The 22,407-nt window shown below is 59.9% G+C and carries 20 protein-coding genes; 6 read left to right on the forward strand and 14 right to left on the reverse strand.

The window, feature by feature from the left end; all coding sequences use genetic code 11:
- Positions 1-217 precede the first annotated feature (217 nt).
- The 3 genes from ribA to BK659_RS01905 are packed head-to-tail and all read left to right on the forward strand — an operon-like array spanning position 218 to position 2,048.
- Entirely contained in the window at positions 218-835 is a 618-nt protein-coding gene (gene ribA / locus BK659_RS01895; RefSeq protein WP_123423465.1) for a GTP cyclohydrolase II, read from the forward strand.
- Positions 832-1,251, forward strand: a complete 420-nt coding sequence (locus BK659_RS01900) for an MFS transporter (protein ID WP_123423466.1) — start codon at positions 832-834, stop codon at positions 1,249-1,251. Before ribA ends, BK659_RS01900 begins: the two co-directional genes overlap by 4 nt.
- Positions 1,251-2,048, forward strand: a complete 798-nt coding sequence (locus BK659_RS01905; RefSeq protein ID WP_123423467.1) for a cobalamin-binding protein — start codon at positions 1,251-1,253, stop codon at positions 2,046-2,048. The genes BK659_RS01900 and BK659_RS01905 overlap by 1 nt, the downstream gene beginning before the upstream one ends.
- 120 nt (positions 2,049-2,168) lie before the next feature.
- On the opposite strand, the gene BK659_RS01910 is transcribed toward BK659_RS01905, so the two are convergent.
- The 5 genes from BK659_RS01910 to BK659_RS01935 form a co-directional block, all read right to left on the reverse strand.
- Positions 2,169-4,052, reverse strand: a complete 1,884-nt coding sequence (locus BK659_RS01910) for a TonB-dependent receptor domain-containing protein (RefSeq protein ID WP_123423468.1) — start codon at positions 4,050-4,052, stop codon at positions 2,169-2,171.
- Positions 4,053-4,202: 150 nt separating this feature from the next.
- Positions 4,203-6,101, reverse strand: a complete 1,899-nt coding sequence (gene dxs / locus BK659_RS01920) for a 1-deoxy-D-xylulose-5-phosphate synthase (RefSeq protein WP_123423469.1) — start codon at positions 6,099-6,101, stop codon at positions 4,203-4,205.
- A 110-nt stretch (positions 6,102-6,211) separates the two neighbouring features.
- Positions 6,212-7,099: a (2E,6E)-farnesyl diphosphate synthase gene (ispA, locus tag BK659_RS01925; protein WP_123423470.1), complete on the reverse strand. Its 888-nt coding sequence runs from the start codon at positions 7,097-7,099 to the stop codon at positions 6,212-6,214.
- Positions 7,096-7,338, reverse strand: a complete 243-nt coding sequence (locus BK659_RS01930; RefSeq protein ID WP_019693836.1) for an exodeoxyribonuclease VII small subunit — start codon at positions 7,336-7,338, stop codon at positions 7,096-7,098. Before BK659_RS01930 ends, ispA begins: the two co-directional genes overlap by 4 nt.
- A gap of 260 nt (positions 7,339-7,598) precedes the next feature.
- Positions 7,599-8,048, reverse strand: coding sequence for a DUF3828 domain-containing protein (locus BK659_RS01935; RefSeq protein ID WP_123423471.1), 450 nt, complete (start codon positions 8,046-8,048; stop codon positions 7,599-7,601).
- Positions 8,049-8,322: 274 nt separating this feature from the next.
- Here BK659_RS01935 and BK659_RS01940 point away from each other — a divergent pair, with 274 nt between their 5' ends.
- Together BK659_RS01940 and BK659_RS01950 are read left to right on the forward strand one after the other, a co-directional pair.
- Complete coding sequence (locus BK659_RS01940) at positions 8,323-9,354, forward strand: Fic family protein (RefSeq protein WP_123423472.1); 1,032 nt, start codon at positions 8,323-8,325, stop codon at positions 9,352-9,354.
- Positions 9,355-9,541: 187 nt separating this feature from the next.
- Positions 9,542-9,898 (forward strand): DUF1016 N-terminal domain-containing protein, encoded by a 357-nt coding sequence (locus BK659_RS01950; RefSeq protein WP_404942500.1) that lies wholly within the window; start codon positions 9,542-9,544, stop codon positions 9,896-9,898.
- A 425-nt stretch (positions 9,899-10,323) separates the two neighbouring features.
- On the opposite strand, the gene BK659_RS01960 is transcribed toward BK659_RS01950, so the two are convergent.
- The 9 genes from BK659_RS01960 to exaC all read right to left on the reverse strand — a co-directional run bounded on the left by BK659_RS01960 (position 10,324) and on the right by exaC (position 19,897).
- Positions 10,324-11,073 carry a S24 family peptidase gene (locus BK659_RS01960; RefSeq protein WP_123423474.1) on the reverse strand — a complete coding sequence of 250 codons (750 nt, stop codon included), beginning with the start codon at positions 11,071-11,073 and terminating at the stop codon, positions 10,324-10,326.
- 230 nt (positions 11,074-11,303) lie between these two features.
- Positions 11,304-11,831, reverse strand: a complete 528-nt coding sequence (ppa, locus tag BK659_RS01965) for an inorganic diphosphatase (RefSeq protein ID WP_123423475.1) — start codon at positions 11,829-11,831, stop codon at positions 11,304-11,306.
- Between the two features lie 111 nt (positions 11,832-11,942).
- On the reverse strand, positions 11,943-12,755 hold the full coding sequence (locus tag BK659_RS01970; RefSeq protein WP_123423476.1) for a M90 family metallopeptidase: 813 nt from the start codon (positions 12,753-12,755) through the stop codon (positions 11,943-11,945).
- A 6-nt stretch (positions 12,756-12,761) separates the two neighbouring features.
- Complete coding sequence (locus BK659_RS01975) at positions 12,762-13,418, reverse strand: DedA family protein (RefSeq protein ID WP_123423477.1); 657 nt, start codon at positions 13,416-13,418, stop codon at positions 12,762-12,764.
- A 284-nt stretch (positions 13,419-13,702) separates the two neighbouring features.
- Positions 13,703-14,164 (reverse strand): GNAT family N-acetyltransferase, encoded by a 462-nt coding sequence (locus tag BK659_RS01980; RefSeq protein WP_123423478.1) that lies wholly within the window; start codon positions 14,162-14,164, stop codon positions 13,703-13,705.
- A gap of 128 nt (positions 14,165-14,292) precedes the next feature.
- Positions 14,293-15,117 carry an ethanolamine ammonia-lyase subunit EutC gene (eutC, locus tag BK659_RS01985; RefSeq protein ID WP_123423657.1) on the reverse strand — a complete coding sequence of 275 codons (825 nt, stop codon included), beginning with the start codon at positions 15,115-15,117 and terminating at the stop codon, positions 14,293-14,295.
- Positions 15,118-15,128: 11 nt separating this feature from the next.
- Complete coding sequence (locus BK659_RS01990; protein ID WP_123423479.1) at positions 15,129-16,523, reverse strand: ethanolamine ammonia-lyase subunit EutB; 1,395 nt, start codon at positions 16,521-16,523, stop codon at positions 15,129-15,131.
- A 202-nt stretch (positions 16,524-16,725) separates the two neighbouring features.
- Positions 16,726-18,096 carry an ethanolamine permease gene (gene eat / locus BK659_RS01995; RefSeq protein ID WP_123423480.1) on the reverse strand — a complete coding sequence of 457 codons (1,371 nt, stop codon included), beginning with the start codon at positions 18,094-18,096 and terminating at the stop codon, positions 16,726-16,728.
- 280 nt (positions 18,097-18,376) lie between these two features.
- The gene (gene exaC / locus BK659_RS02000) at positions 18,377-19,897 is read right to left on the reverse strand and encodes an acetaldehyde dehydrogenase ExaC (RefSeq protein ID WP_123423481.1); all 1,521 of its coding nucleotides are present in this window, start codon (positions 19,895-19,897) and stop codon (positions 18,377-18,379) included.
- A 450-nt stretch (positions 19,898-20,347) separates the two neighbouring features.
- Here exaC and BK659_RS02005 point away from each other — a divergent pair, with 450 nt between their 5' ends.
- Complete coding sequence (locus BK659_RS02005; RefSeq protein ID WP_123423482.1) at positions 20,348-22,264, forward strand: sigma-54-dependent Fis family transcriptional regulator; 1,917 nt, start codon at positions 20,348-20,350, stop codon at positions 22,262-22,264.
- The last annotated feature ends 143 nt before the right edge of the window (positions 22,265-22,407 follow it).

Consider the following 22,407-nt stretch of genomic DNA (forward strand, 5'->3'; position numbering starts at 1 on the left):
CATCATGCTGATCGAGTCGTCAGGATTTACGTGCGCTGCGCACACGAACGCAGGCTGCGCCAGCTGCTACGGGGCCGCGTGTTTGCTTGGTCTCGTAGGGCAGTGATCAAACTTTTTGATCGTTATGGCCGATAATTCAGCCTAAGCGTCTGTAGGAACCTGCTGTTACAATGCCGCCTCTGCGAATCTCCAGTACATACAGATCAGGAGCACACCGGTGCCTGTCGTTTTTGTCGCCGCTTCCAAGCTGCCAACGCCTTTTGCGCAATTCACCATGCACGGCTTTCTCGATGAGGCCACTGGTCGCGAGCACGTCGTACTGAGTCTGGGTGATGTTGCCGACGGTGCCCCGGTACTCGGCCGGTTGCACTCCGAATGCCTGACCGGCGATGCCTTGTTCAGCCAGCGTTGCGACTGCGGTTCGCAACTCGAGGCGGCGTTGCAGGCGATCGCCCGCGAAGGTCGTGGCGTGTTGCTTTACCTGCGTCAGGAAGGCCGTGGCATTGGCCTGCTGAACAAGATCCGCGCCTATGAACTGCAAGACGGCGGTGCCGACACCGTTGAAGCCAACGAGCGTCTGGGCTTTGCCGCGGACCAGCGCGACTACGCCATGTGCCTGCCGATGCTTGAGCACCTGGGCGTGAAATCCCTGCGCCTGATGACCAACAACCCACGCAAGGTCAACGCCTTGACCGACATGGGCATCGTGGTCGCCGAGCGCGTGCCGCTGCACACTGGCCATAATCCGCACAACAAACTCTACCTGGCGACCAAGGCCAGCAAGCTCGACCACATGATGGGCAACGAGCATCAGGGCGAGGCAGACCGGGCGTGACTCGCGGCCAGGTCCGGCGGCGACTGTCCGTCAACTGGTGGCAATACCTGGCGTTGGCCTTGCTGCCGCTGCTGGTGATTAACGGGGTGTTCGGTCAGAGCGAGGCGTTTTTGCCGGTGCTGGCGATGCCGTTTTTCATTGCCGGCGTGGCCTCGATGTTTGTCAGTTTGCGATTTTTCGGCGGCTTCAAACACGCCTTGATCGCCACCCAGAAAGCCCTCGACACCCCGCAAGAGCCCGCAGCCTGGGTTGCCCTGGCGGCTAAGCGCCGTATGGCATTCCTCGTCGCGGCCCTGCCGGCCTGGATCGGCGCACTGGCGGTATTCGTCGGCCTTGAAGCGGTGCCTTTGGTGCTGCTGGCGCTGTCGACCACGGTGCTGTTCTACCTCTACCGTATTCCGCGTCAACTCGGCTGATGCGCCGCTGGCTGGCGGTTCTGCTGCTGGCCATCAGTGGCTCGGCGGCAGCGGTCGAACGAGTCATCAGCCTCGCACCCTCACTCTCGGAAATCGTCGTTGAGCTGGGCTCGGCCGACTTGTTGGTGGGCGTGCTCGATGCTGGCGAGCGTCCTGCAGAACTCAAGTCCATCCCTTCCGTTGGCCGTTACGGTCAGCTGGATATGGAGCGCCTGCTCAGTCTCAAACCGGATTTGCTGTTGCTCTGGCCCGGCAGCATCGGCCCGGCGCAGCGTGAGCAACTAAGTCGATTGGGAATCCCGACCTACGTCGCCGAACCGCATAACCTCAAACAACTGACCCGCCAAATCGAAGCGATAGCCAAGCAGCTAGGCCGGCCGGAGCGTGGGCGCACACTTGCGGCTGATCTACGCAAACAACTCGACGATTTACGCCAACGCTATCAACGAGCAGAACCGCTTCGGGTGTTTTATCAGGTCTGGGATCAACCGCTCTACACCGTGGGCGGCGGGCAGATCATCAGCGATGCGCTTGAGGTGTGCGGTGCGCGCAACGTGTTTGCCGACATGACCTTGCCGGCGCCGCAGGTCAGTGTGGAGTCAGTGCTTTCGCGTAATCCCCAGGCGATTCTGGCCAGCAGCCAAGCACAGCTCGACGCCTGGAAAGCCTGGCCGCAGGTGACGGCGGTAGCCCAGGGGCAATTGCTGTTGGTGACGGATAAAGGCCTGGAGCGGCCGAGTGGGCAGATGATCGCGGCGACCGCCAAGTTGTGTCGGTTAATCGCGCCGGACCACTGAGACCGAGGCGTGACCATCGCGAGCAAGCTCGCTCCCACAGGAGATCTATGTGCGACATAGATCCAGTGTGGGAGCGAGCTTGCTCGCGATGGGGTCAGTCCAAACACCGCCAATCTCAGGTTAGATCTGAGGCATCCACGTCACCCCAAACATCAACGCCCGGCCTTCTTCGCGATACCCGTACTGGCTACCGTCATGCTCGTAAAGTGCGCGGCTGTAATCCTTGTTCAGCAGGTTATCGACTTTCATCTCCAGTGTGACCTGGTGATTCAGCGCCCAACTGCTGCGTAACCCGAGCAGGGCGTAACCACCCAGCGGCTGACGGTTGTCCTTGTCGTCATAGCTGCTGCTCACCGCCTGCCAACTGGCGCCGAGCCCAAGCCGATCAAACTGACGGTCCAGATCCAGGCTCAAGGTCCGTCGTGCGCGGCGGGCCAGGGTGTGGCCGCTGTCGCGATCTCGCGGGTCGATGATCGCAACACCGAGGTTGCTCTGCCAGCCGAACAACTCCTGCTTGAGGGCTGCTTCGAAACCATTGATCCGCGCCGACGCGATGTTTTCCGGACGTGAGTGGCTGCCAAAGATGATCGCGTCTTCAAGGTCGGTGCGGTACAGCGAGGCTTCCAGACGACTGGTTTCGCTTAGCTGACTGCGCCACTGCACTTCGTAGCTTTTCGAGGTTTCGGGTTTCAGGTTCGGGTTGCTGAAATCCGGGTAGTAGAGGTCGTTGAAGGTCGGTGCGCGGAAGCCTTCGCTGTAGCTCAGCAACACGTTGTTGTCCGGGTTCAGCGGCAGGGTGAAGGTACCGCTCCAGCTGTTCTGGCCGCCGAACTGCTGATTCTGGTCACGACGCAGACCCAGTTCGGTGGAGAAGCTTTCAGCCTGGAAACGATGCTGGATAAACACCGCACGGTTCCATCGGCTGTCTTCATTGAATGGCGTGCTGCTGTTGACCCGATCTTCATACCAGTCGCCGCCAAGAATCAGGCTGTTCTGCGGGTTCAGCGTCAGGTCGTTCTGCCAGTTCAGCGAGTTGCGGTAAGTGTTGAACACACTGTGATCGTCGCTGAGCTTGTCGAAGGTTTCTTCGCGGTTTTCGCTATGGCCCAGCTCTACGCGGGATTTCCACGCATCGTTGATGCGTGCGTCGACATAGCTGCTGACGCTGCTTACGGTGAAGTTGTTGTAGGGCTTTTGCTGGACGCTGTTGCCGGTGCTCATGTCGTAGCGGCCGAACGGGTTGTCGAACTCATTTTTGCCACGGTTATCGAGGATGTTCAGGCCGGCCTCGATATCGTCATTGAACGCGTGGCTCAGGCTCAGGCTGACGGAGTTGTTGCGATAGGCATCGTGGTCGTCATCGCTGGGGTATGACTGGTGAGTGCGATTGATCCCTGCCGTGTCATCGAGGCTGGCACCGAGGTTGAAACGGGTTTGCGCATCACCCCCGGACAAGCCCAGGCTGCGTTCCCAGGTCTGGTTGCTGCCAAACCCCATGTGCAAGCGTGGTTGCAAACCTGACTCGGCGCCGCGACGGGTAAAGATCTGAATCACTCCGCCAATCGCGTCGCTGCCGTAAATCACCGAGCGCGAACCACGCAGCACTTCCACGCGCTCGATCTGCTGGATATTCAGGTGTTGCAGGTTGCTGTCGCCGGACGTCGAGTTGCCGATGCGCTGACCGTCCACCAACACCAGAGTCTGCGCTGAGTGGGTGCCGCGAATGTAAATCCCCGGCAGGCTGCCGCGTCCGCCGCTTTGCGCAACCTGTACACCCGGCACCCGGCTCAGCAGGTCTGTCACGCTGCTCGGTTGCAGGCGGTCGATGTCTTCACGGGTGAACACGGTGTTGGCGGCGCTGCTGTCGTTGCGTGCTTCGACCTGGCGGTTGGCGCTGATCAGCACGTCGGGCAGTTTCAGGGCTTGCTCGCGTTCGAAGGTGTCGGCCAAAAGCTGTCCAGCAGGCAAAAGGCTCAACGTCAGGGCGAGGCGAGGGAGCTTCATGGGCAGTCCATTGGCATTTTGGGCGAACACAAATCAAATGTGGGAGCGAGCTTGCTCGCGATGACGGTGTGTCAGGCAACATCCAAGTTGACTGACAGTCCGCTATCGCGAGCAAGCTCGCTCCCACAGGGGGTTGTGCAGGTTTGGAGTTTAGAGGTTCAGCAGTTGCAGGCGCTTACGTACGGCCGCTTCGATACCTGCTTCGTCCAGGCCGCATTCGGCGAGCATTTGCGCCGGTTTGGCGTGCTCGACGTAAACGTCCGGGAGGCCTAGATGCAGCATCGACTTGAGGATGTTCTCGCGGGCGAGGAACTCGCTGACCGCACCACCGGCACCGCCCATAATGGCGTTTTCTTCGATGGTCACCAGCAACTCGTGGCTGCCAGCAATCTCGCGTACCAATGCTTCATCCAGCGGTTTGACGAAGCGCATATCGACCACGGTCGCATCGATTTTTTCCGCGACTTTCAGTGCTTCGGCCAATTGCACGCCGAACACCAGCAGGGCGACTGTGCTGCCCTGACGACGAATCACGCCTTTGCCGATTTCAATCGGTTCGAGGTTTTTCTCGATGGTCGCGTTCGGCCCCGTACCCCGTGGGTAACGCACTGCCGCCGGGCCGTTGTACAGATGGCCGGTGCTGAGCATTTTACGCAGCTCGTTTTCGTCGCTCGGGGTCATCACCACCATGCCGGGGATGCACCGCAGGAACGACAGGTCGAAACTGCCTGCGTGGGTCGGGCCGTCTTCGCCCACCAGACCAGCACGGTCGATGGCGAACAGCACGTCGAGGTTCTGTACTGCCACATCGTGAACCAGCTGGTCGTAGCCGCGCTGCAGGAACGTCGAATAGATCGCCACCACCGGTTTGGCGCCTTCGCAGGCCATGCCGGCCGCGAGGGTGACGGCGTGTTGCTCGGCAATCGCCACGTCGAAATAGCGCAGCGGGAAACGCTCGCTGAAGGCCACCAGGTCGGAGCCTTCTTTCATCGCCGGGGTGATGCCGACCAGACGCGGGTCGGCGGCGGCCATGTCGCACAGCCACTCGCCAAACACGCCGGAGTACTTCGGCCCGCCGGCTTTTTTCGGCGCGGCGGCCGGAGCATCCAGCGGCTCGAGCTTGGTGATCGCGTGGTAACCGATCGGGTCGACTTCCGCCGGGGCGAAGCCTTTGCCTTTTTTGGTCACGACGTGCAGGAACTGCGGGCCCTTGAGGTCACGCATGTTGCGCAGGGTGGCGATCAGGGTGGGCAGGTCATGGCCGTCGATCGGGCCGATGTAGTTCCAGCCCAGCTCTTCGAACAGGGTGCCGGGAACCAGCATGCCTTTGGCGTACTCTTCGGTACGACGGGCGATTTCCCAGGCGCCGGGAAGGCGCGACAGGACCTTTTTGCTGCCTTCACGCATGCTCGCGTAAGTGCGGCTGGAAAGGATCTTCGCCAGATAATTCGACAGCCCGCCAACGTTGCGCGAGATCGACATGTCGTTGTCGTTGAGGATCACCAGCATGTTGGCGTCGACTTCCGGCGCGTGGTTCAGCGCTTCGAACGCCATGCCCGCGGTCAGTGCGCCGTCGCCGATTACTGCGATCGCCTTGCGATCACTGTTTTGCAGGCGGGCGGCAATCGCCATGCCCAGCGCTGCGCTGATCGAGGTGCTGGAGTGGCCGACACCAAAGGTGTCGTACTCGCTCTCGGAACGACGCGGGAAAGCCGCAAGGCCGTCCTTCTGGCGCAGGGTGCCCATGCGCTCGCGGCGACCGGTGAGGATCTTGTGCGGATAGGCCTGATGACCTACGTCCCACACCAGCCGGTCGTCCGGGGTGTCGAAAACGTAATGCAACGCGATAGTCAGCTCGATAACACCCAGGCCGGCACCGAAATGCCCACCGGTCTGACCGACCGTATAGAGCAATTCCAGGCGCAACTCATTCGCCAGGGTTTCCAGCTCGGCTTCGCCTAACCGGCGCAGGCCGTCCGGCGTGTTGGCACGGTCGAGCAGGGGCGTGGTCGGGCGCTTGCGGGGAATCTCATGAAACGTCGTGGGCATCAGGCGAATCGTTATAGGTATAAAAGAGGCGGCAGTTTACCTGATGCATCGCACGCTGCCCACGCAGAGCTCGGAACTTGGCCGAAATGCGGTGGGCAGCGAGCCTGCGATCAGCTGCGGCGTTCGACGATATAGCGCGCCAGGTCACGCAACGGCTCGGCCGACGCGTCAAACGGTCGCAGCGCGTGCAGGGCCTGATCGCGCAGTTCCAGGGCATAGGCCTTGGCCGCATCGAGGCCGAGCAGCGCCGGGTAAGTCGGTTTATCCCGGGCAATATCGGCGCCCTGGCGCTTGCCGAGGGTTTCGGTATCGCTTTCGACGTCGAGAATGTCGTCTTGCACCTGAAACGCCAGGCCGATGGCCTGTGCATACGTCTGCAAGGATTTGAGTTGGTCTTTCTCGGCACGACCACTGGCCAAGGCACCGAGCTTGACGCTGGCTTCGATCAACGCGCCGGTCTTGTGCCGGTGCATGTATTCGAGGGCTTTTTGATCGAGCTTCAAACCGACCGAACCCAAGTCGATGGCTTGACCGCCGACCATCCCGGCCGGGCCCGCCGCCAACGCCAGGGCGCTGACCATTTGCAGGCGAATCTCGGCGTCGGCGCCATTCAGGCGTGGGTCGAGCAGGGCGCTGAACGCCAGGCTTTGCAGACCGTCACCGGCGAGAATCGCGCAGGCTTCGTCGAATTTTTTATGCGTGGTCGGCTGGCCGCGACGCAGATCGTCATCGTCCATCGCCGGCAAGTCGTCGTGCACCAACGAGTACGCATGGATCAACTCCACCGCACAGGCCGCGCCGTTGGCTTGCTCGGCATCACCGCCCAGCGCTTCACACGCAGCGTAAGCCAGCAACGGACGAACGCGTTTGCCGCCATTCATCACGCTGTAGCGCATGGCTTCATATAAGCGTGCGAGTTCAGGACTCGGCGCGTTGAACAGGGTTTCGAGTGCCGCGTTGACCCGGGCCTGACTGCTGGCCGAATACGCCGCGATCATTCTGGCTGTTCCGCGTCAAAGGGAGCCTCGGTCAGCTCGCCATCACGCTCAAGCAGCACCTGAACCTTCTGCTCGGCCTGCGCCAGCGCAGCCTGGCAATCACGGGTCAGCCCGATGCCTTGCTCGAAAGCGGTCAACGAGTCTTCCAGCGACAGCTCGCCGTTCTCCAGGCGCTCGACCAGCGTTTGCAGGTCAGCGAGGGATTGTTCGAAATCCAGTGCAGCTTTTTTGCGGGCCATGGCGGCGATTTCCGGTAGACGTTAAACCGGCGCGACACTAGCAGATAGGGGGGAGAGGGGCAAATGGAGGGGGGCTGTTCCCGTCGCGTCAGGCCCCGGTGCTGTCCGAATAATTGACCTGATATCGGGTGCTGCGGCCTGCTCCGGGCAGACTGGGGTTATTCGGCTCATCTTGTGAGCCGATTGTGTGAGCTATTCGGCTCACCGTCCAGTAGCTCGTCAGCGCGCCTGGCGATTCAGAAGAAACGGTCGGCCATCGATCAGTCACTCTGATCCGCTGTGGACAGCACGTCATTAATTTTCCAGCAGCCATTGTTCTTGACCAGCAGCACATCAACGATTTGCGTCGTATCGGGCGTATTGCCCAACGTGACCTGCTCCCTGGCTGAGGCTCCCTGCACGTTTGGTTCACCTACCTTGATTTGGGTGAGCCATTCTTCCATGTAGTCTTGAGCCTTGATGAAATAGTCCTCTTCCAGCCCGTCCGGGCTGGCTATCTGCTTTTTGATCTTGTCGATCAGCTCGTCCGAAACGTACTGCTTCATCTGCGCAATATCATCGGTCAGCGGGTCTTTTCCAGCGCTGAAACTTTGCAGGTACCCGTTATAGAAAGCTTCGGTCACGGGCTTGGGGGAGCTGGCGCAGTCGGCGAAGGCAGCGGGGGGATGAAAAACCGCGGCGGCGAACAGCAGGGAAAGCCACTTTCTCATGGTTGTGCCCTTACAGAGGCGATGGGATTGGGAAAGGCGTGGGGTATTCGCCGAGCCCGTTCAGGCGCGGGATAGGTTGAGCGCTTTGGGGATGGGCAGTCAATGGACCGTATATGGGCTGATGGGGTGGAGTTCGGCTTCATTTCCGGCGGCGGAGGACCCGAAAATGCCATAGCGTACCGGCGTGACCAGAAGGTTAATCACCCCGAGAGCGCTCACATGCACGATAATCAGCGTTCTTTCATTCGCACAGCCTAGGGATGCGAATAGCCCCATGAGTCGCTACCAGCCCCCGTTGACCCTGACACCCTCCATGCTCGCTTTGGTTGCCGAGATCAGCGAGCAGGTTGGACGACTGTCGGCACGGCATGAGGCGACACTGACGCCACAGTTGCGTCGGGGCAATCGCATTCGCACTATCCAGGCCTCGCTGGCCATTGAGAACAACACCCTGAGTGTCGAACAGGTCACTGCGGTGCTGGACGGCAGACGGGTATTAGGTCTGCCGCGTGAGATTCAGGAAGTGCGTAATGCTTTTGCGGCCTATGAGGCGATGCCCGGTTGGCAGCCTGCGTCCCGGGAGCATCTGCTGGAAGCCCATGACCTGCTGATGCACGGATTGATTGACGACGCCGGGCAGTTCCGCCGTGGTGGGGTAGGCATCTACCGGGGGGAGACGCTGGTGCATATGGCTCCGCCGCCCAGTCGTGTGCCAACGCTGGTGGATGATCTGCTCGGCTGGCTGTCCGGTACCAACCTGCATCCACTGATTGCCAGCTGTGTATTCCACTATGAATTCGAGTTCATCCATCCGTTCGCCGATGGCAATGGGCGCATGGGGCGCTTATGGCAAACGTTGATACTCAGCCAATGGCGTCCCGTACTGGCCTGGCTACCGGTGGAGACAGTGATTCGCGAGCAACAGGACACCTATTACGCCGCCCTGGCCGCAGCCGATCAACAGGCCGAGGCCTCGCCATTTGTGGAGTTTATGTTGCAGGCGTTGCAACAGGCCTTGCTGGATACATCGCAGGCCGACCCGGCAAGCGATCAAGTAAGCGATCAAGCTAGCGACCAAGTAGTCCGACTGCTTCAAGTCTTGAGCGGTAGCGTTGCCCTCAAAGCCGGGGAGCTGATGCAGCGTTTGCGCCTGGCGCATCGCCCTACCTTCCGCAACAACTACCTGAACCCCGCACTGGCCGCCGGACTGATCGAAATGACTCATCCCGACTCTCCGCGCAGTCCGGCACAGAAGTACCGATTGACTGCACGAGGTACGCAGTGGGTGGCCAAGGAAAACAAGTAGACGCCCCCGAGCGATAAGACCGAGTGAAATGCTTGATTGGGCGGCCATCTCCCATTTTCGAGCGGGTCTATGCAAACCGTCTGCAAGCCCAAACCCTAACCCACCTCCGCGACACCCTGCTCCCCCGCCTGATCTCTGGCCAAATCCGCCTACCCGAAGCCGAGGAACTGGTCGAGGAGGCGTGTGCATGACCAAAATCTCGCCCCCCGCACTACCCGAGGGCTATGCCGTTTGGCTAGCCCAACTGAAAGGTGACATCACCCATGCCCGGCAACGGGCAGCACTGGAGGTCAATGCCGAGCTGGTTCAGCTCTATCACCGCATCGGGGGCGAGATTCGGCAGCGGCAGGAGTCCCAAGGTTGGGGCGCTAAAGTCATCGAGCGCCTGGCCTGCGATCTAACGGATGCTTTCCCTGAGGTTCGTGGCTTCTCCAGTCGTAACCTCAAGTACATGGCCTTCTTCGCCCAGCATTGCCCGGATGGTCAATTTGGGCAGCAGCCTGCTGCCCAATTGCCCTGGTTCCATGTAGTGAAACACCTCTAATGGCTACTTTCCTGCAGACATTAAAAAGCCGGCTTGTGGCCGGCTACTCGGGGACTGGCTTGGTTTATTTTTGGTAAACCGTACCAGCCTTCAAAACGTACACCCGGATCTTGCGTCCGGCTGTGGGACTTGGCGAGAAAGTCATCTGCCTCGTCGGTGCGATCGGACCGGCGTTGGCGGGTCGATACAAATGTGGGGCGCAGCATACTGATTTTTTTGGGGAATTCCCAGCTTGAAGTGCTATCCAGAGCGATTACGGGGCTGATCGGTGAATGGGGAGCGATCAGTTTTCTTCATTACCCAAGTACTCTGTTGGGCAGAGATAGCCAGGATCGCAGCCTTCGTCAGCTCCTACGATTGATCAGGTGTGCGCCGGATCTGTAGGAGCTGCCGAAGGCTGCGATCTTTTCGGGCTTGTCCGGTGGTCAACAGAACGGCACCGGTGGCCGTCGCTTGTTCAGCGTGGACCACCAGAAGACCCAGCCGAGGATTTCGATGTTCTGTGCTTCGATCTCTTTGGCGCTGAAGATCTCGTCGGGGTAGCCGCTGCTGTTGTGGCTGCGCAGTCGCAGGGCGCCGGAGGGGAGGCGGTGCAGGTATTTGATGCGTAGCATGCCGGCGTGTTCGAGGGCGTAGATCTGGCCGTCGACGACCTGGGTCAGGCTGCGGTCGATGGCCAGGGTTGAGCCGTCTTCGATTTTCTCCGACATGCTGTCGCCGACCATCGGCACGCAGATGGCTTGGGCCGGTTCGACTTCCAGGCTTTCGAGGTAGTGTCGCGGCAGGCGGATGGATTCGCCGGGTATTTCGGCGACCTGGGTGTCGCTGGCGCCGGGGGCGGTGGGGACTTCTTTATACAGCGGGATTTCTATATCGGCCGAGTCGATGTTCACGATGTACACGCCGCGTGTTTCTTGTGCGTCGAAAACATTGCCGGTCTGATCGGCAAGTTGGTTCTGACCCGGGTGCATGGGGCCTTCGCCGTTGAGCAACCATAGGCTGTTGACGCTCAACAGGCGGGCGATTTCGTCCATCCTCGGGTAGGGAACGCCGCGGATGTACCAGTTGTTTACGTGCTGGGGCTCGACGTTGCAGAAAGCCGCGAATGCCGTCGGGGTGATGTTCACCGCTTTCAGGAGCGCTTTGAAGCGTGGGCCGCATTTGTGCTTTTTCATAAACGGAGTTTACGGGCCGGAGGCACGGGATTAAATAAACAACCGGATCAATCTTCGCGGGAATATTCTGCTGTAGTGCAGGATATTGTTAGTTCATATTAAACATGTATAAACGTTAGACTTTGTTTCATTAAACGCTCTGTTTATCCTGGTGTTTTAACACTCATAAAAAAACCCCGGATAACCGGGGTTTCTCTTGAAGCTTGCCGCTAGAAGCTTACCGCTGCTTCTCAGCCTTTATAGGCAGCAACCGACTTCATGATCGCGGCGCGAGCGGCATCTGCGCCGTCCCAGCCTTCGATCTTCACCCATTTGCCTTTTTCGAGATCTTTGTAGTTCGCAAAGAAGTGCTCGATCTGCTGAATCAGCAGCGGTGGCAGGTCGGTGTATTCCTTCACGTCGACGTACAGCTGGGACAGTTTGTCGTGTGGAACTGCGATGACTTTAGCGTCGCCGCCGCCGTCGTCGGTCATGTTCAGGATGCCGACTGGACGCGCGCGGATCACCGAACCTGGAGCAACCGGGTAAGGGGTCACGACCAGCACGTCGAGGGGATCACCGTCGTCCGCCAGGGTGTTCGGGATGTAACCGTAGTTGGCCGGGTAGAACATTGGGGTGGCCATGAAACGGTCAACGAACAGGCAATCGCTGTCTTTGTCGATTTCGTATTTGATCGGCGCGTGGTTGGCCGGAATCTCGATCGCGACGTAGATGTCGTTCGGCAGGTCTTTGCCAGCCGGAATCTTGCTGTAGCTCATTGGGCGGTGCCCCCGTAAGTGGCCAAATGACTTGGCCGGATTGACCAAAAAGTGGCGGCGATTATAGGCATATTCCGCCGCCAGTGCCACGTATCGGCGGTCGCCTAGACCTTAGTCGTGTGCCTGATAGCCCGGATGTGTGGCTTGCAGTTGCTGAAGCCTCGCCAGTGGGTCCTGGCGGTAAAACAGCTGCAGTTGCTGATAGACCTGTGGATAAGTCTGGTGCAGTAAATCCGGGGCGCTGAAGAAATATTCGCTGGTGACGGCGAAGAATTCGGCCGGATTTTCCGCTGCGTAAGGGTCGATCGAAGTGTCGGCGTGCGGGTGGCGATCCAGTTGGCGATTGAGGTCGTCGTAGGCATGTTGCATGACCTTCGCCCAGTCGCTGACGCGCATGTCACTGTGCAGCGGCGGCAAACCGTTGGCGTTGCCGTTGAGCATGTCGAGTTTGTGCGCCAGTTCGTGGATCACCAGGTTGTAGCCTTCCCAGCCACCGCTGGCCATCACGCCCGGCCAGGCCAGAATGATCGGGCCCTGTTGCCAGGCTTCGCCGCTGTGCTCGCCGTTCCACTCATGCTCGACGCCGCTGGCATCGCGATGGCGCTGCGGGCTGAGAAAGTCGTCGGGGTAGAGCACGATTTCGTGGAAACCCTGATACCAGTTCAGGTCGCCCAGGTGCAACAGCGGCAACTGCGCCTGCGCGGCAAGCAGCAGGCGTTGTTCCTGGTGCAGTTCAACGCCGGGCAGGCAGGTCAGGTGTTTGTCTTGCAGGAAGAGCACGGCGGCCTCGCGCAGCCACTGATCTTCGGCCTCGCTGAGGCCGTCGAGAAAACTCAGGTGTTGGCGCACCCGCTGCCAGGTTTCATCGGCAACGGGGTGTTTGGCCAGCGTGCGCTGGCGGCGCCAGGCATTCAGGAACCACATGGACGCTCAGCGCGACTCGGCTTTGGAGCTCGCGTTGGCCAGGCGATTGCGGATCAGGCTAATGATCATCGGCAGCAGCGACAGCAGGATGATGCCCACCACCAGCAGCGACAGGTTCTTCTTGATGAACGGCACGTTACCGAAGAAATAACCCAGGGTAACCAGGCCACCGACCCAGAGGATGGTGCCGAACACGCTGAAGGCGAAGAAGCGCGGGTAAGGCATTTTGCCGACGCCGGCGACGAACGGTGCGAAGGTCCGGATGATCGGCAGGAAACGCGCCAGGGTCACGGTCTTGCCGCCATGCTTGTCATAGAAGTCATGGGTTTGTTGCAGGTAGTCGCGACGGAAGATCTTCGAGTTCGGATTGCTGAACAACTTTTCGCCGGCTGTTCGCCCGACGAGGTAGTTGGTACTGTCACCGAGAATCGCCGCCAGCATCAGCAAACCGCCCAGCAGCACCGGGTCCATGCCGCCACCGGCCGCTACTGCGCCTGCGATGAAGAGCAACGAATCACCCGGCAGGAAAGGCATTACTACCAGGCCGGTTTCGCAGAAAATCACCATGAACAGGATGGCGTAAATCCATGGCCCGTAGTTGTTCACCAGCATGTCGAGGTAAACGTCGAGATGCAGGATTAGGTCGATCGGGTTGAAATCCATGGTGGGCACCTGTGGTAACGGCCCGACTCAGCAGGCCTGTGCGAATGTTTTCGAAAATTAGGCTACAGGACCGTGGAGCTATTCTTACAGCCTGTGAGGCTCCGGATTATACGGACTGAAAGGTGAAAAGCGTGTCGAGTTTGTAGCGAGGGATTTCCAAGGGACGGGAGAAGCCCCCGTAGGAGCTGCCGCAGGCTGCGATCTTTTGATTTTTAGCGAATGTCGGGACGCTAAAGATCAAAAGAAAGATCAAAAGATCGCAGCCTGCGGCAGCTCCTACGAGCTTACAGCCCTTCGCTGATCGGCAAAATGTAGTTCTTGAACTCGGTGTCTTCGCGAAAACCGATGGACTCGTAGGTTTTTTGCGCTATTTCGTTGTCGCTGCTGGTGGACACGCGCATGCGGACCGCCTGGGTTTCCTTGGCCATTTTCTTTGCGGTGCGCATCAGGTTGTCGGCGACCAATTGGCGGCGGGCGTCTTCGGCGACGTAGATATCGTTGAGGATCCACACGCGCTTGAGCGACAGGGATGAAAAGCTTGGGTACAGCTGACAAAAACCCAGCAATTTGCTGTCGTCATCATCGGGCAGGGCCAGATAGATCACCGACTCCTTGCGCCGCAGGCGTTTTTCCAGAAAGGCCCGGGACGAGTCCGGGTAAGGCAGCGAGCCATAAAACTCGCGGTACTTGACGAACAAGGGCGTCAGAAGGTCCAGGTGCTCGAGGGTTGCTTGAGTAATCCGCATGCTAGGCCTCAACTTCAAGTAGATAGGGCGGCAGTTTCCAGTGGATACGACGGCAATCGGTTCACTACTCGGGCGGCCGTTCGTCGATGCTGCCTGAAAACAGAGCAAAAACGCAATGCGAATACAGGTCAGGCATCCGGCAGGCTGAGTAGGAAATTTCCTTTCATATCAGCGTCATCTTTCGACCCAATAGTCTGGACCTGGGCTTCGTCCTTCAGGTTGACCCCTGACAGCTGCCGTCGACAGGCTTCGCGCATCAAGTACAGCAAACGGTGTGCCGCCATGCCATAGCTCAGACCTTCGAGCCGGACATTGGAAATACAGTTGCGATAGGCGTCCGTCAGGCCGACCTTTGGATTATAGGTGAAATACAAGCCGAGACTGTCTGGCGAGCTTAGGCCAGGGCGTTCGCCGATCAGGATCACGACCATTTTAGCGCCGAGCAATTCGCCGATTTCGTCGGCCACGGCGACGCGCCCCTGTTCCACCAGAATCACTGGCGACAACGACCAGCCTTCGGCGTGGGTCTGTTCTTCCATGCGCGCCAGAAACGGCAAGGTGTGCCGATGCACCGCCAGCGCCGACAGGCCGTCGGCCACGACTATCGCCAAATCAACGCCACCCGGGTTGGCCAACGCGTGTTCGCGCAGTTTTTGCGCGGACGGGTCACTCAGCTTGCGACCCAGGTCTGGCCGTTGCAGATAGCTGTGTCGATCGCTGGCGGCGCTGTGCAGCAGCAGACTGTCGCGCCCGCGTTCGGCCAGTTGCTGGCTGAGCCCGGCATGGTCGAAGGGCAGGTGCACGGCATCGCGGGCCTCGGCGTGGGCGTACTGGAAATCCAGTTGCGCGCCGGTCGGCATACTGGTGCCGGTACGACCCAGCGCGATGCGTGCCGGGGTCAGGCGGCGCAGTCCCAGCCAGGGGTTTTGCGGGTCGACGGTTGGTTTATCCATCAGCAGATTACTCATCCCAGTTGCGCCATGGCCTGGCGAAAGGCCGGCGGCAGGTTGTTGCCGAAGTGAATCTTGCCGTCACCTTGGGTGAAGATACCCATTTTCGCCAGCCACCTCTCGAACTCCGGCGCCGGCTTCAGGCCCAGGGTCTGGCGCGCGTAGAGTGCGTCGTGGAACGACGTGGTCTGGTAATTGAGCATGATGTCGTCGGAACCCGGAATACCCATGATGAAGTTGATCCCGGCCACGCCCAGCAGCGTCAGCAGGGTGTCCATGTCGTCCTGGTCGGCTTCGGCGTGGTTGGTGTAGCAGATGTCGCAGCCCATCGGCACGCCGAGCAACTTGCCGCAGAAGTGGTCTTCGAGGCCGGCGCGGATGATTTGTTTGCCGTTGTAGAGGTATTCCGGGCCGATGAAGCCGACCACGGTGTTCACCAAAAACGGCTTGAAGTGCCGCGCCACCGCATAGGCGCGGGTTTCGCAGGTTTGTTGGTCGATACCGTGATGGGCGTTGGCCGACAGCGCGCTACCCTGGCCGGTTTCGAAGTACATCAGGTTTTGCCCCAGCGTGCCGCGATTGAGGCTCAAACCGGCTTCATAACCTTCCTGCAGCACGCTCAGGCTGATACCGAAACTGGCGTTGGCCGCTTCGGTTCCGGCGATCGACTGGAACACCAGGTCCAACGGCACGCCACGGTTGATCGCCTCGATTGAGGTGGTGACGTGGGTCAGTACGCAGGCCTGGGTCGGGATTTCGTAGCGCTGGATCACTGCGTCGAGCATTTCCAGCATGGCGCAGATCGAGGCGATGCTGTCGGTGGCCGGGTTGATACCAATCATCGCGTCGCCGTTACCGTAGAGCAGACCGTCGAGGATGCTCGCGGCGATGCCGGCTGGTTCGTCGGTAGGGTGGTTGGGTTGCAGACGGGTCGACAGGCGACCGCGCAGGCCCATGGTGCCGCGAAATTGGGTCACCACGCGGATTTTCTGTGCCACCAGCACCAGGTCCTGCACGCGCATGATCTTCGACACGGCAGCGGCCATTTCCGGGGTCAGGCCGGGGGCGAGGGCGCGCAGGCTGTGCTCGTCGGCCGCATCGCTGAGCAGCCAGTCGCGAAAACCGCCGACGGTCAGGTGGCTGACGGCCGCAAAGGCGCTGGCGTCGTGGGTGTCGATGATCAGTCGGGTGACTTCGTCGGATTCGTAAGGGATCAGCACTTCTTGCAGGAAATGCTTGAGCGGGATGTCAGCCAGGGTCATTTGCGCGGCAACCCGTTCGCCATCGTTCAGGGCGGCGACGCCGGCCAGAAAATCCCCGGAGCGCGCGGGGCTGGCCTTGGCCATGACTTCCTTGAGACCGTCGAAACGGTAGGTCCGGGCGCCGACGGTATGGGCAAATGCAGCCATGAGCGGTGTCCTCTTGATTCTATAAGTGACTCAAATACACCGCTGACCCCCTGTGGGAGCGAGCTTGCTCGCGATAGCGGTGTGTCATTCAGCACATATGCCGGATGTCAGACCGCTATCGCGAGCAAGCTCGCTCCCACACTGGATCTCAGTGCACTTCAATAATGCATGCGCCGGGAAAACGGCCCGGCGCAGGTGCACGTTATATACCGGTGAGCATCGCATCCGCTGGTGCGTCGAAGCGCTGTTTGGCGGTCAACTGGAAGTAGATGAAGCCTGCCACCATGAAGCCGAGGAAAATCATCCCGATCAAGGTATTGAACCAGGCCATCGCCACCAGGCAGACCACCGCCAGGAACAGCGCAATGCCTGGCACGATCGGATAGCCCGGGGCGCGGAAGGTGCGTTCCAGCAGCGGCTCGGTTTTGCGCAGTTTGAACAGGCTGAGCATGCTGATGATGTACATCACGATAGCGCCAAACACCGACATGGTGATCATTGCAGCAGTCAGGGTCATGCCTTGCAGGTTGACCAGACCATCGCTGTAGATCGCCGCGATGCCGATCACGCCGCCGGCCAGAATCGCCCGGTGCGGGGTCTGGAAGCGCGAGAGCTTGGCCAGGCCACGAGGCAGGTAACCGGCGCGAGCCAGGGCGAAGAACTGGCGCGAGTAGCCGAGGATGATCCCGTGGAAGCTGGCCACCAGACCGAACAGACCGATCCACACCAGCATGTGCATCCAGCTGGAGTTGTTGCCCACTACGGCTTTCATCGCCTGTGGCAGCGGGTCGTTGATGTTCGCCAGGGTCCGCCAGTCACCCACGCCGCCAGCCATGACCATCACGCCAATCGCCAGGAACACCAGGGTCAGAATGCCGCTGACGTAAGCCTTGGGAATCGTCCGTTTCGGGTCCTTGGCTTCTTCGGCAGCCATGGCCGCGCCTTCGATCGCGAGGAAGAACCAGATAGCAAACGGTATCGCCGCAAACATCCCGGGGATCGAGGCGACGGTGAATTCATTGGAGCCGGACCAGCCGTTGAGCACGAAGTTGCTGAAGCTGAAGCCCGGTGCAACCACGCCCATGAACACCAGCAATTCGGCCACCGCCAGCACAGTCACCACCAGTTCAAAGGTCGCGGCAATGCTGACGCCAAGGATGTTCAGGCCCATGAACACGAAATAGGCGCCGACTGCGGCGATTTTCGGGTCCAGATCCGGGTATTGCACGTTCAGGTAGGCGCCGATGGCCATCGCAATGGCCGGTGGTGCAAAGACGAACTCGATCAGCGTGGCGATCCCGGCGATCAAACCGCCTTTTTCACCAAAGGCCCGTCGGCTGTAGGCAAAAGGCCCGCCAGCGTGGGGAATGGCGGTGGTCAGTTCGGTAAAACTGAAGATGAAGCAGGTGTACATCGTCGCCACCATCAATGCGGTGACGAGAAAACCCAGAGTGCCTGCGGTGCCCCAGCCGTAACTCCAGCCGAAGTATTCGCCGGAAATCACCAGGCCGACGGCAATGCCCCACAGGTGCAGGGTACCGAGTGTGGGTTTGAGCGTTGTTGAAGAAGTCATAAGTCCTCTCTGTCTTTTTTATTGTTTGATCTGTTGGACTTTCGGGTACAGCGGTTTGAGTGGATAGACGCTGTTCACGCAGCGGTTAATCTGTCGAGCGGGCACGCAAAGCCCGTGCCAGAGCGGCAGGGCGATGTTCGGTGTGTCAGTTAGGACGCCATCGCGAGCAAGCTCGCTCCCACAGTGGTTCCCCAGAGTTCACAGAACCAATGTGGGAGCGAGCTTGCTCGCGATAGCCATTTGAAGGGCGACGCCGAAACATCAGCGTCGCCCCCGGTTTCTAGAAGAAGCCCAGTGGATTGATGTCGTAGCTCACCAGCAGGTTTTTGGTTTGCTGGTAGTGGTCGAGCATCATTTTGTGGGTTTCACGACCGACGCCGGACTTCTTGTAGCCACCGAACGCGGCGTGAGCCGGGTACAGGTGGTAGCAGTTGGTCCAGACGCGACCGGCCTTGATCGCGCGGCCCATGCGGTAGGCGCGGTTGATGTCGCGGGTCCAGAGGCCGGCGCCGAGGCCGAACTCGGTGTCGTTGGCAATCGCCAGGGCTTCGGCTTCGTCCTTGAAGGTGGTGATGCTCACCACCGGGCCAAAGATTTCTTCCTGGAATACACGCATTTTGTTGGTGCCCTTGAGCAGGGTCGGCTGGATGTAATAGCCGGTCGCCAGGTTGCCCTCGAGTTTTTCCACCTTGCCGCCAGTCAGCAGCTCCGCGCCTTCGCCTTTGGCGATTTCCAGGTAGGAGAGGATCTTGTCGAATTGCTGCTCGGACGCCTGGGCGCCGACCATGGTCTCGGTGTCCAGCGGGTCGCCACGTTTGATTTGCAGGACTTTCTTCATCACCACTTTCATGAAGTCGTCGTAGATCGATTCTTGCACCAGTGCGCGGGATGGGCAGGTGCAGACTTCGCCCTGGTTGAAGAACGCCAGCACCAGGCCTTCGGCGGCTTTCTCGATGAAGGTCGGTTCGGCTTGCATGATGTCGGCGAAGAAGATGTTCGGCGATTTGCCGCCCAGTTCCACGGTGGACGGGATGATGTTTTCGGCAGCGCATTTCATGATGTGCGAGCCGACCGGAGTCGAGCCGGTAAAGGCGATTTTGGCGATGCGTTTGCTGGTGGCCAGGGCTTCACCGGCTTCTTTGCCGAAACCTTGCACCACGTTCAGTACGCCGGGCGGCAGCAGGTCGCCGATCAGTTCAAGCAGCACGGTAATGCCCAGCGGGGTTTGCTCGGCGGGTTTGAGCACCACGCAGTTACCGGCGGCCAGGGCTGGAGCGAGTTTCCAGGCAGCCATCAGGATCGGGAAGTTCCACGGGATGATCTGCCCGACCACGCCCAGTGGTTCGTGAATGTGATAAGCCACAGTGTTGCCGTCGATTTCCGCGGCGCTGCCTTCCTGGGCGCGCAGGCAGCCAGCGAAGTAGCGGAAATGGTCAGCGGCCAGCGGAATATCGGCGTTGAGGGTTTCACGCACGGCTTTGCCGTTGTCCCAGCTTTCGGTGATCGCCAGGACTTCGAGGTTTTGTTCGATGCGGTCGGCTATTTTCAGCAGCACCAGCGAGCGTGCCTGAGCAGACGTGCTGCCCCAGGCATCGGCGGCTGCATGAGCAGCGTCCAGGGCTTTTTCGATGTCTTCGGCCGTGGAACGGGGGAATTCGGCAATCGGTTGGCCGTTGACCGGTGAGGTGTTGGTGAAGTACTGACCTTTGACAGGCGCGACGAACTCGCCGCCGATGTAGTTGCCGTATTTACTCTTGAACGAAACGATAGCGCCTTCAGTACCAGGGTGAGCGTAACGCATGGTGAGTATCTCCTTGGCTTTTGTGCTTATAAGGGAGTACGCGCTTTGAGCGCTTGATAAGCGTAGAGCAAAGGTCGGGCCAGTGCTTTGCAGGTCAGGTAAATCAAGGGCTTACGGTTTTTTTGAGTGTGACCGGAACAGGGCGTGTGACAGATGCGGTACAGGCCATGTGACAGTTTGTACCGCTTGTGGCACAGCCTGTGACCTGGTGGTCAGGCCAGCATTGCAATACTCGCGGAGCTGGAGGATGCTCGGCCTCACGCGATTGCTTTGCTTCGCTTTTGTAGCAGCTGCCGAAGGATGCGTTCGAGGGCGAAGCGCTCGCAATCTGGTTGGTCGCGGTTGTTCAGTGAGAGGCGGGATTCAGATTTACGACCGCTTCGCGGCCGGACGCAGCCTGCGGCAGCTGCTACGGGAACGAGCCAGGCCCTACGGGGAGAATAATAAGAAATGCACAGCAACCATTTGAGTCGCCATGCCCAGCAAGTCTTGACCGTGACCCAAGGCAAATCCCATTTGCAGGGGCCGGGCAGCGATCCGTCCATCGCCCGTTCCTGGCTGCGTTGTCTTGAGGACTATCACCTCGATCCGGCCCTGACCATGGCGCCGACGGTGCTTGAGCACGGTCGTGTGCTGGAGAGTCGCGAACGCTTGCAGCAAGTCCTGCAAATTGCCGGCGGTGAAATGACCAGCCTGCATCAACAACTCTCCGGTGCCGGCCACGCGGTGCTGTTGACTGACGCCCGTGGGGTGATCCTCAACTGTGTCACCGCGCCTGCCGAGCGGAAGATTTTCGAGCGCGCGGGTCTCTGGCTCGGTGCCGACTGGAGTGAAGCCTGCGAAGGCACCAACGGCATCGGCACCTGCCTGGTGGAGCGGCAGTCGCTGACCATCCACCAGGATGAGCATTTTCGGGGCCGTCATACCGGGCTGACCTGTTCGGCGAGCCCGGTGTTCGATCCGCACGGCGAGCTGCTGGCGGTGCTCGACGTCTCGTCAGCGCGCCACGATGTCTCGCGTCAGAGTCAGTTTCACACCATGGCGCTGGTCAATCTCTCGGCGAAGATGATCGAGAGCTGCTACTTCCTGCGTTACTTCGACAATCAATGGCTGCTGCGCTTTCACTTGCAGGCCGAGTCGGTCGGGCTGTTCAGCGAAGGGCTGTTGGCGTTCGACGGAGAAGGGCGCATCAGTGCGGTCAATCAGAGTGCGTTGAACCTGCTGGGGCATATTCGCGGCGGGTTGCTGGGCAAACCGGTCGAGGCGTTTTTCGATTGCTCGCTGGACGAACTGCTGGGGCGGGCGAGCGTCAATGCCAGCGCCAGTTGGCCACTGCGCACCCGTGACGGGCGGGTGTTGTTTGCGTTGTTGCGCGGCCAGCCGCGCAGCGTGCCAACCCCGGTGCTGCAAAAGCCGGTCATTGCCGAGCGCCCGGCTCTTTCAGGCATTTGTCTTGGGGATGAAGGGCTGCAGAATGACTTCCGCAAAGCCTTGCGGGTCTTCGAACGCGATGTGCCGCTGCTGATCAACGGTGAAACCGGCTCGGGTAAAGAGGCTTTCGCCAAAGCTGTGCATCAGGCCAGTCAGCGTGCAGAAAAAGCCTTCGTTGCGCTCAATTGCGCGGCGATCCCGGAAAGCCTGATCGAGAGTGAACTGTTCGGTTATCGCGGTGGCAGTTTCACCGGTGCGCGCAAAGAGGGCATGCGCGGCAAGTTGCAGCAGGCTGATGGCGGTACGCTGTTCCTCGACGAAATCGGTGACATGCCGTTGGCGTTGCAAACCCGACTATTAAGAGTGCTGGAAGATCGGCAGGTGGTACCCATCGGTGGCGAGCCGCTGTCGGTCAATGTAAGGATCATCAGCGCCACTCACCGTAATTTGCTTGAGCGGGTGCAGGACGGCAGCTTCCGCGAGGATTTGTACTACCGCCTCAATGGTCTGGAAATCGCCTTGCCGGCGTTGCGCGAACGCAGCGACAAATCCCAGTTGCTCGACTTTTTACTGGCTGAAGAGGCGGGCGGGGAGGCGGTGCTGATTGATGCTGCGGCTAGGCAGGCGCTGCTCGACTTCGCTTGGCCGGGCAACGTGCGGCAGTTGCGCAACGTGTTGCGGACTTTGGCGGCGTTGTGTGAAGACGGGCGGATCGGGGTTGAGGATTTGCCGGTGATGATTCGCCAGGGGCGGCCGGTACTTGCGCTGGTGCAGGCGGACGAGGTGTCAGAGTATCCGCTGGACGATGCCGAACGCCTGGCCTTGCTCAATGCCCTGGAGCAACAGCGTTGGCACATGACCCATACCGCTGAGCAGTTGGGTGTCAGCCGTAATACGCTTTATAGAAAGCTGCGCAAACACGGCATCGCCCGCTAAACCGCGTCGTGGCCAATCGCGAGCAAGCTCGCTCCCACATTTGATCAGGTGTGTTCACATATTTTGTGTACACAGACGAGCCGGTGTGGGAGCGAGCTTGCTCGCGATGGCGTTTGCAAGTCCGAAACACAAGGTGCGATTTT

It is taken from the genome of Pseudomonas brassicacearum, from assembly GCF_003732225.1.
GTDB classification, from domain to species: domain Bacteria; phylum Pseudomonadota; class Gammaproteobacteria; order Pseudomonadales; family Pseudomonadaceae; genus Aquipseudomonas; species Aquipseudomonas brassicacearum_E.

Coding starts and splice junctions, on each gene's coding strand:
- dxs (WP_123423469.1), bottom strand. CDS start 6,101: ATGCCCACGACGTTTCATGAGATTCCCCGCAAGCGCCCGACCACGCCC.
- BK659_RS01930 (WP_019693836.1), bottom strand. CDS start 7,338: ATGGCCCGCAAAAAAGCTGCACTGGATTTCGAACAATCCCTCGCTGAC.
- BK659_RS02005 (WP_123423482.1), top strand. CDS start 20,348: ATGCACAGCAACCATTTGAGTCGCCATGCCCAGCAAGTCTTGACCGTG.
- ispA (WP_123423470.1), bottom strand. CDS start 7,099: ATGATCGCGGCGTATTCGGCCAGCAGTCAGGCCCGGGTCAACGCGGCA.
- eutC (WP_123423657.1), bottom strand. CDS start 15,117: ATGGATAAACCAACCGTCGACCCGCAAAACCCCTGGCTGGGACTGCGC.
- BK659_RS01910 (WP_123423468.1), bottom strand. CDS start 4,052: ATGAAGCTCCCTCGCCTCGCCCTGACGTTGAGCCTTTTGCCTGCTGGA.
- BK659_RS01960 (WP_123423474.1), bottom strand. CDS start 11,073: ATGAAAAAGCACAAATGCGGCCCACGCTTCAAAGCGCTCCTGAAAGCG.
- ppa (WP_123423475.1), bottom strand. CDS start 11,831: ATGAGCTACAGCAAGATTCCGGCTGGCAAAGACCTGCCGAACGACATC.
- BK659_RS01975 (WP_123423477.1), bottom strand. CDS start 13,418: ATGGATTTCAACCCGATCGACCTAATCCTGCATCTCGACGTTTACCTC.
- BK659_RS01970 (WP_123423476.1), bottom strand. CDS start 12,755: ATGTGGTTCCTGAATGCCTGGCGCCGCCAGCGCACGCTGGCCAAACAC.
- BK659_RS01980 (WP_123423478.1), bottom strand. CDS start 14,164: ATGCGGATTACTCAAGCAACCCTCGAGCACCTGGACCTTCTGACGCCC.
- BK659_RS01950 (WP_404942500.1), top strand. CDS start 9,542: ATGACCAAAATCTCGCCCCCCGCACTACCCGAGGGCTATGCCGTTTGG.
- eat (WP_123423480.1), bottom strand. CDS start 18,096: ATGACTTCTTCAACAACGCTCAAACCCACACTCGGTACCCTGCACCTG.
- BK659_RS01940 (WP_123423472.1), top strand. CDS start 8,323: ATGAGTCGCTACCAGCCCCCGTTGACCCTGACACCCTCCATGCTCGCT.
- BK659_RS01905 (WP_123423467.1), top strand. CDS start 1,251: ATGCGCCGCTGGCTGGCGGTTCTGCTGCTGGCCATCAGTGGCTCGGCG.
- BK659_RS01990 (WP_123423479.1), bottom strand. CDS start 16,523: ATGGCTGCATTTGCCCATACCGTCGGCGCCCGGACCTACCGTTTCGAC.
- exaC (WP_123423481.1), bottom strand. CDS start 19,897: ATGCGTTACGCTCACCCTGGTACTGAAGGCGCTATCGTTTCGTTCAAG.
- BK659_RS01935 (WP_123423471.1), bottom strand. CDS start 8,048: ATGAGAAAGTGGCTTTCCCTGCTGTTCGCCGCCGCGGTTTTTCATCCC.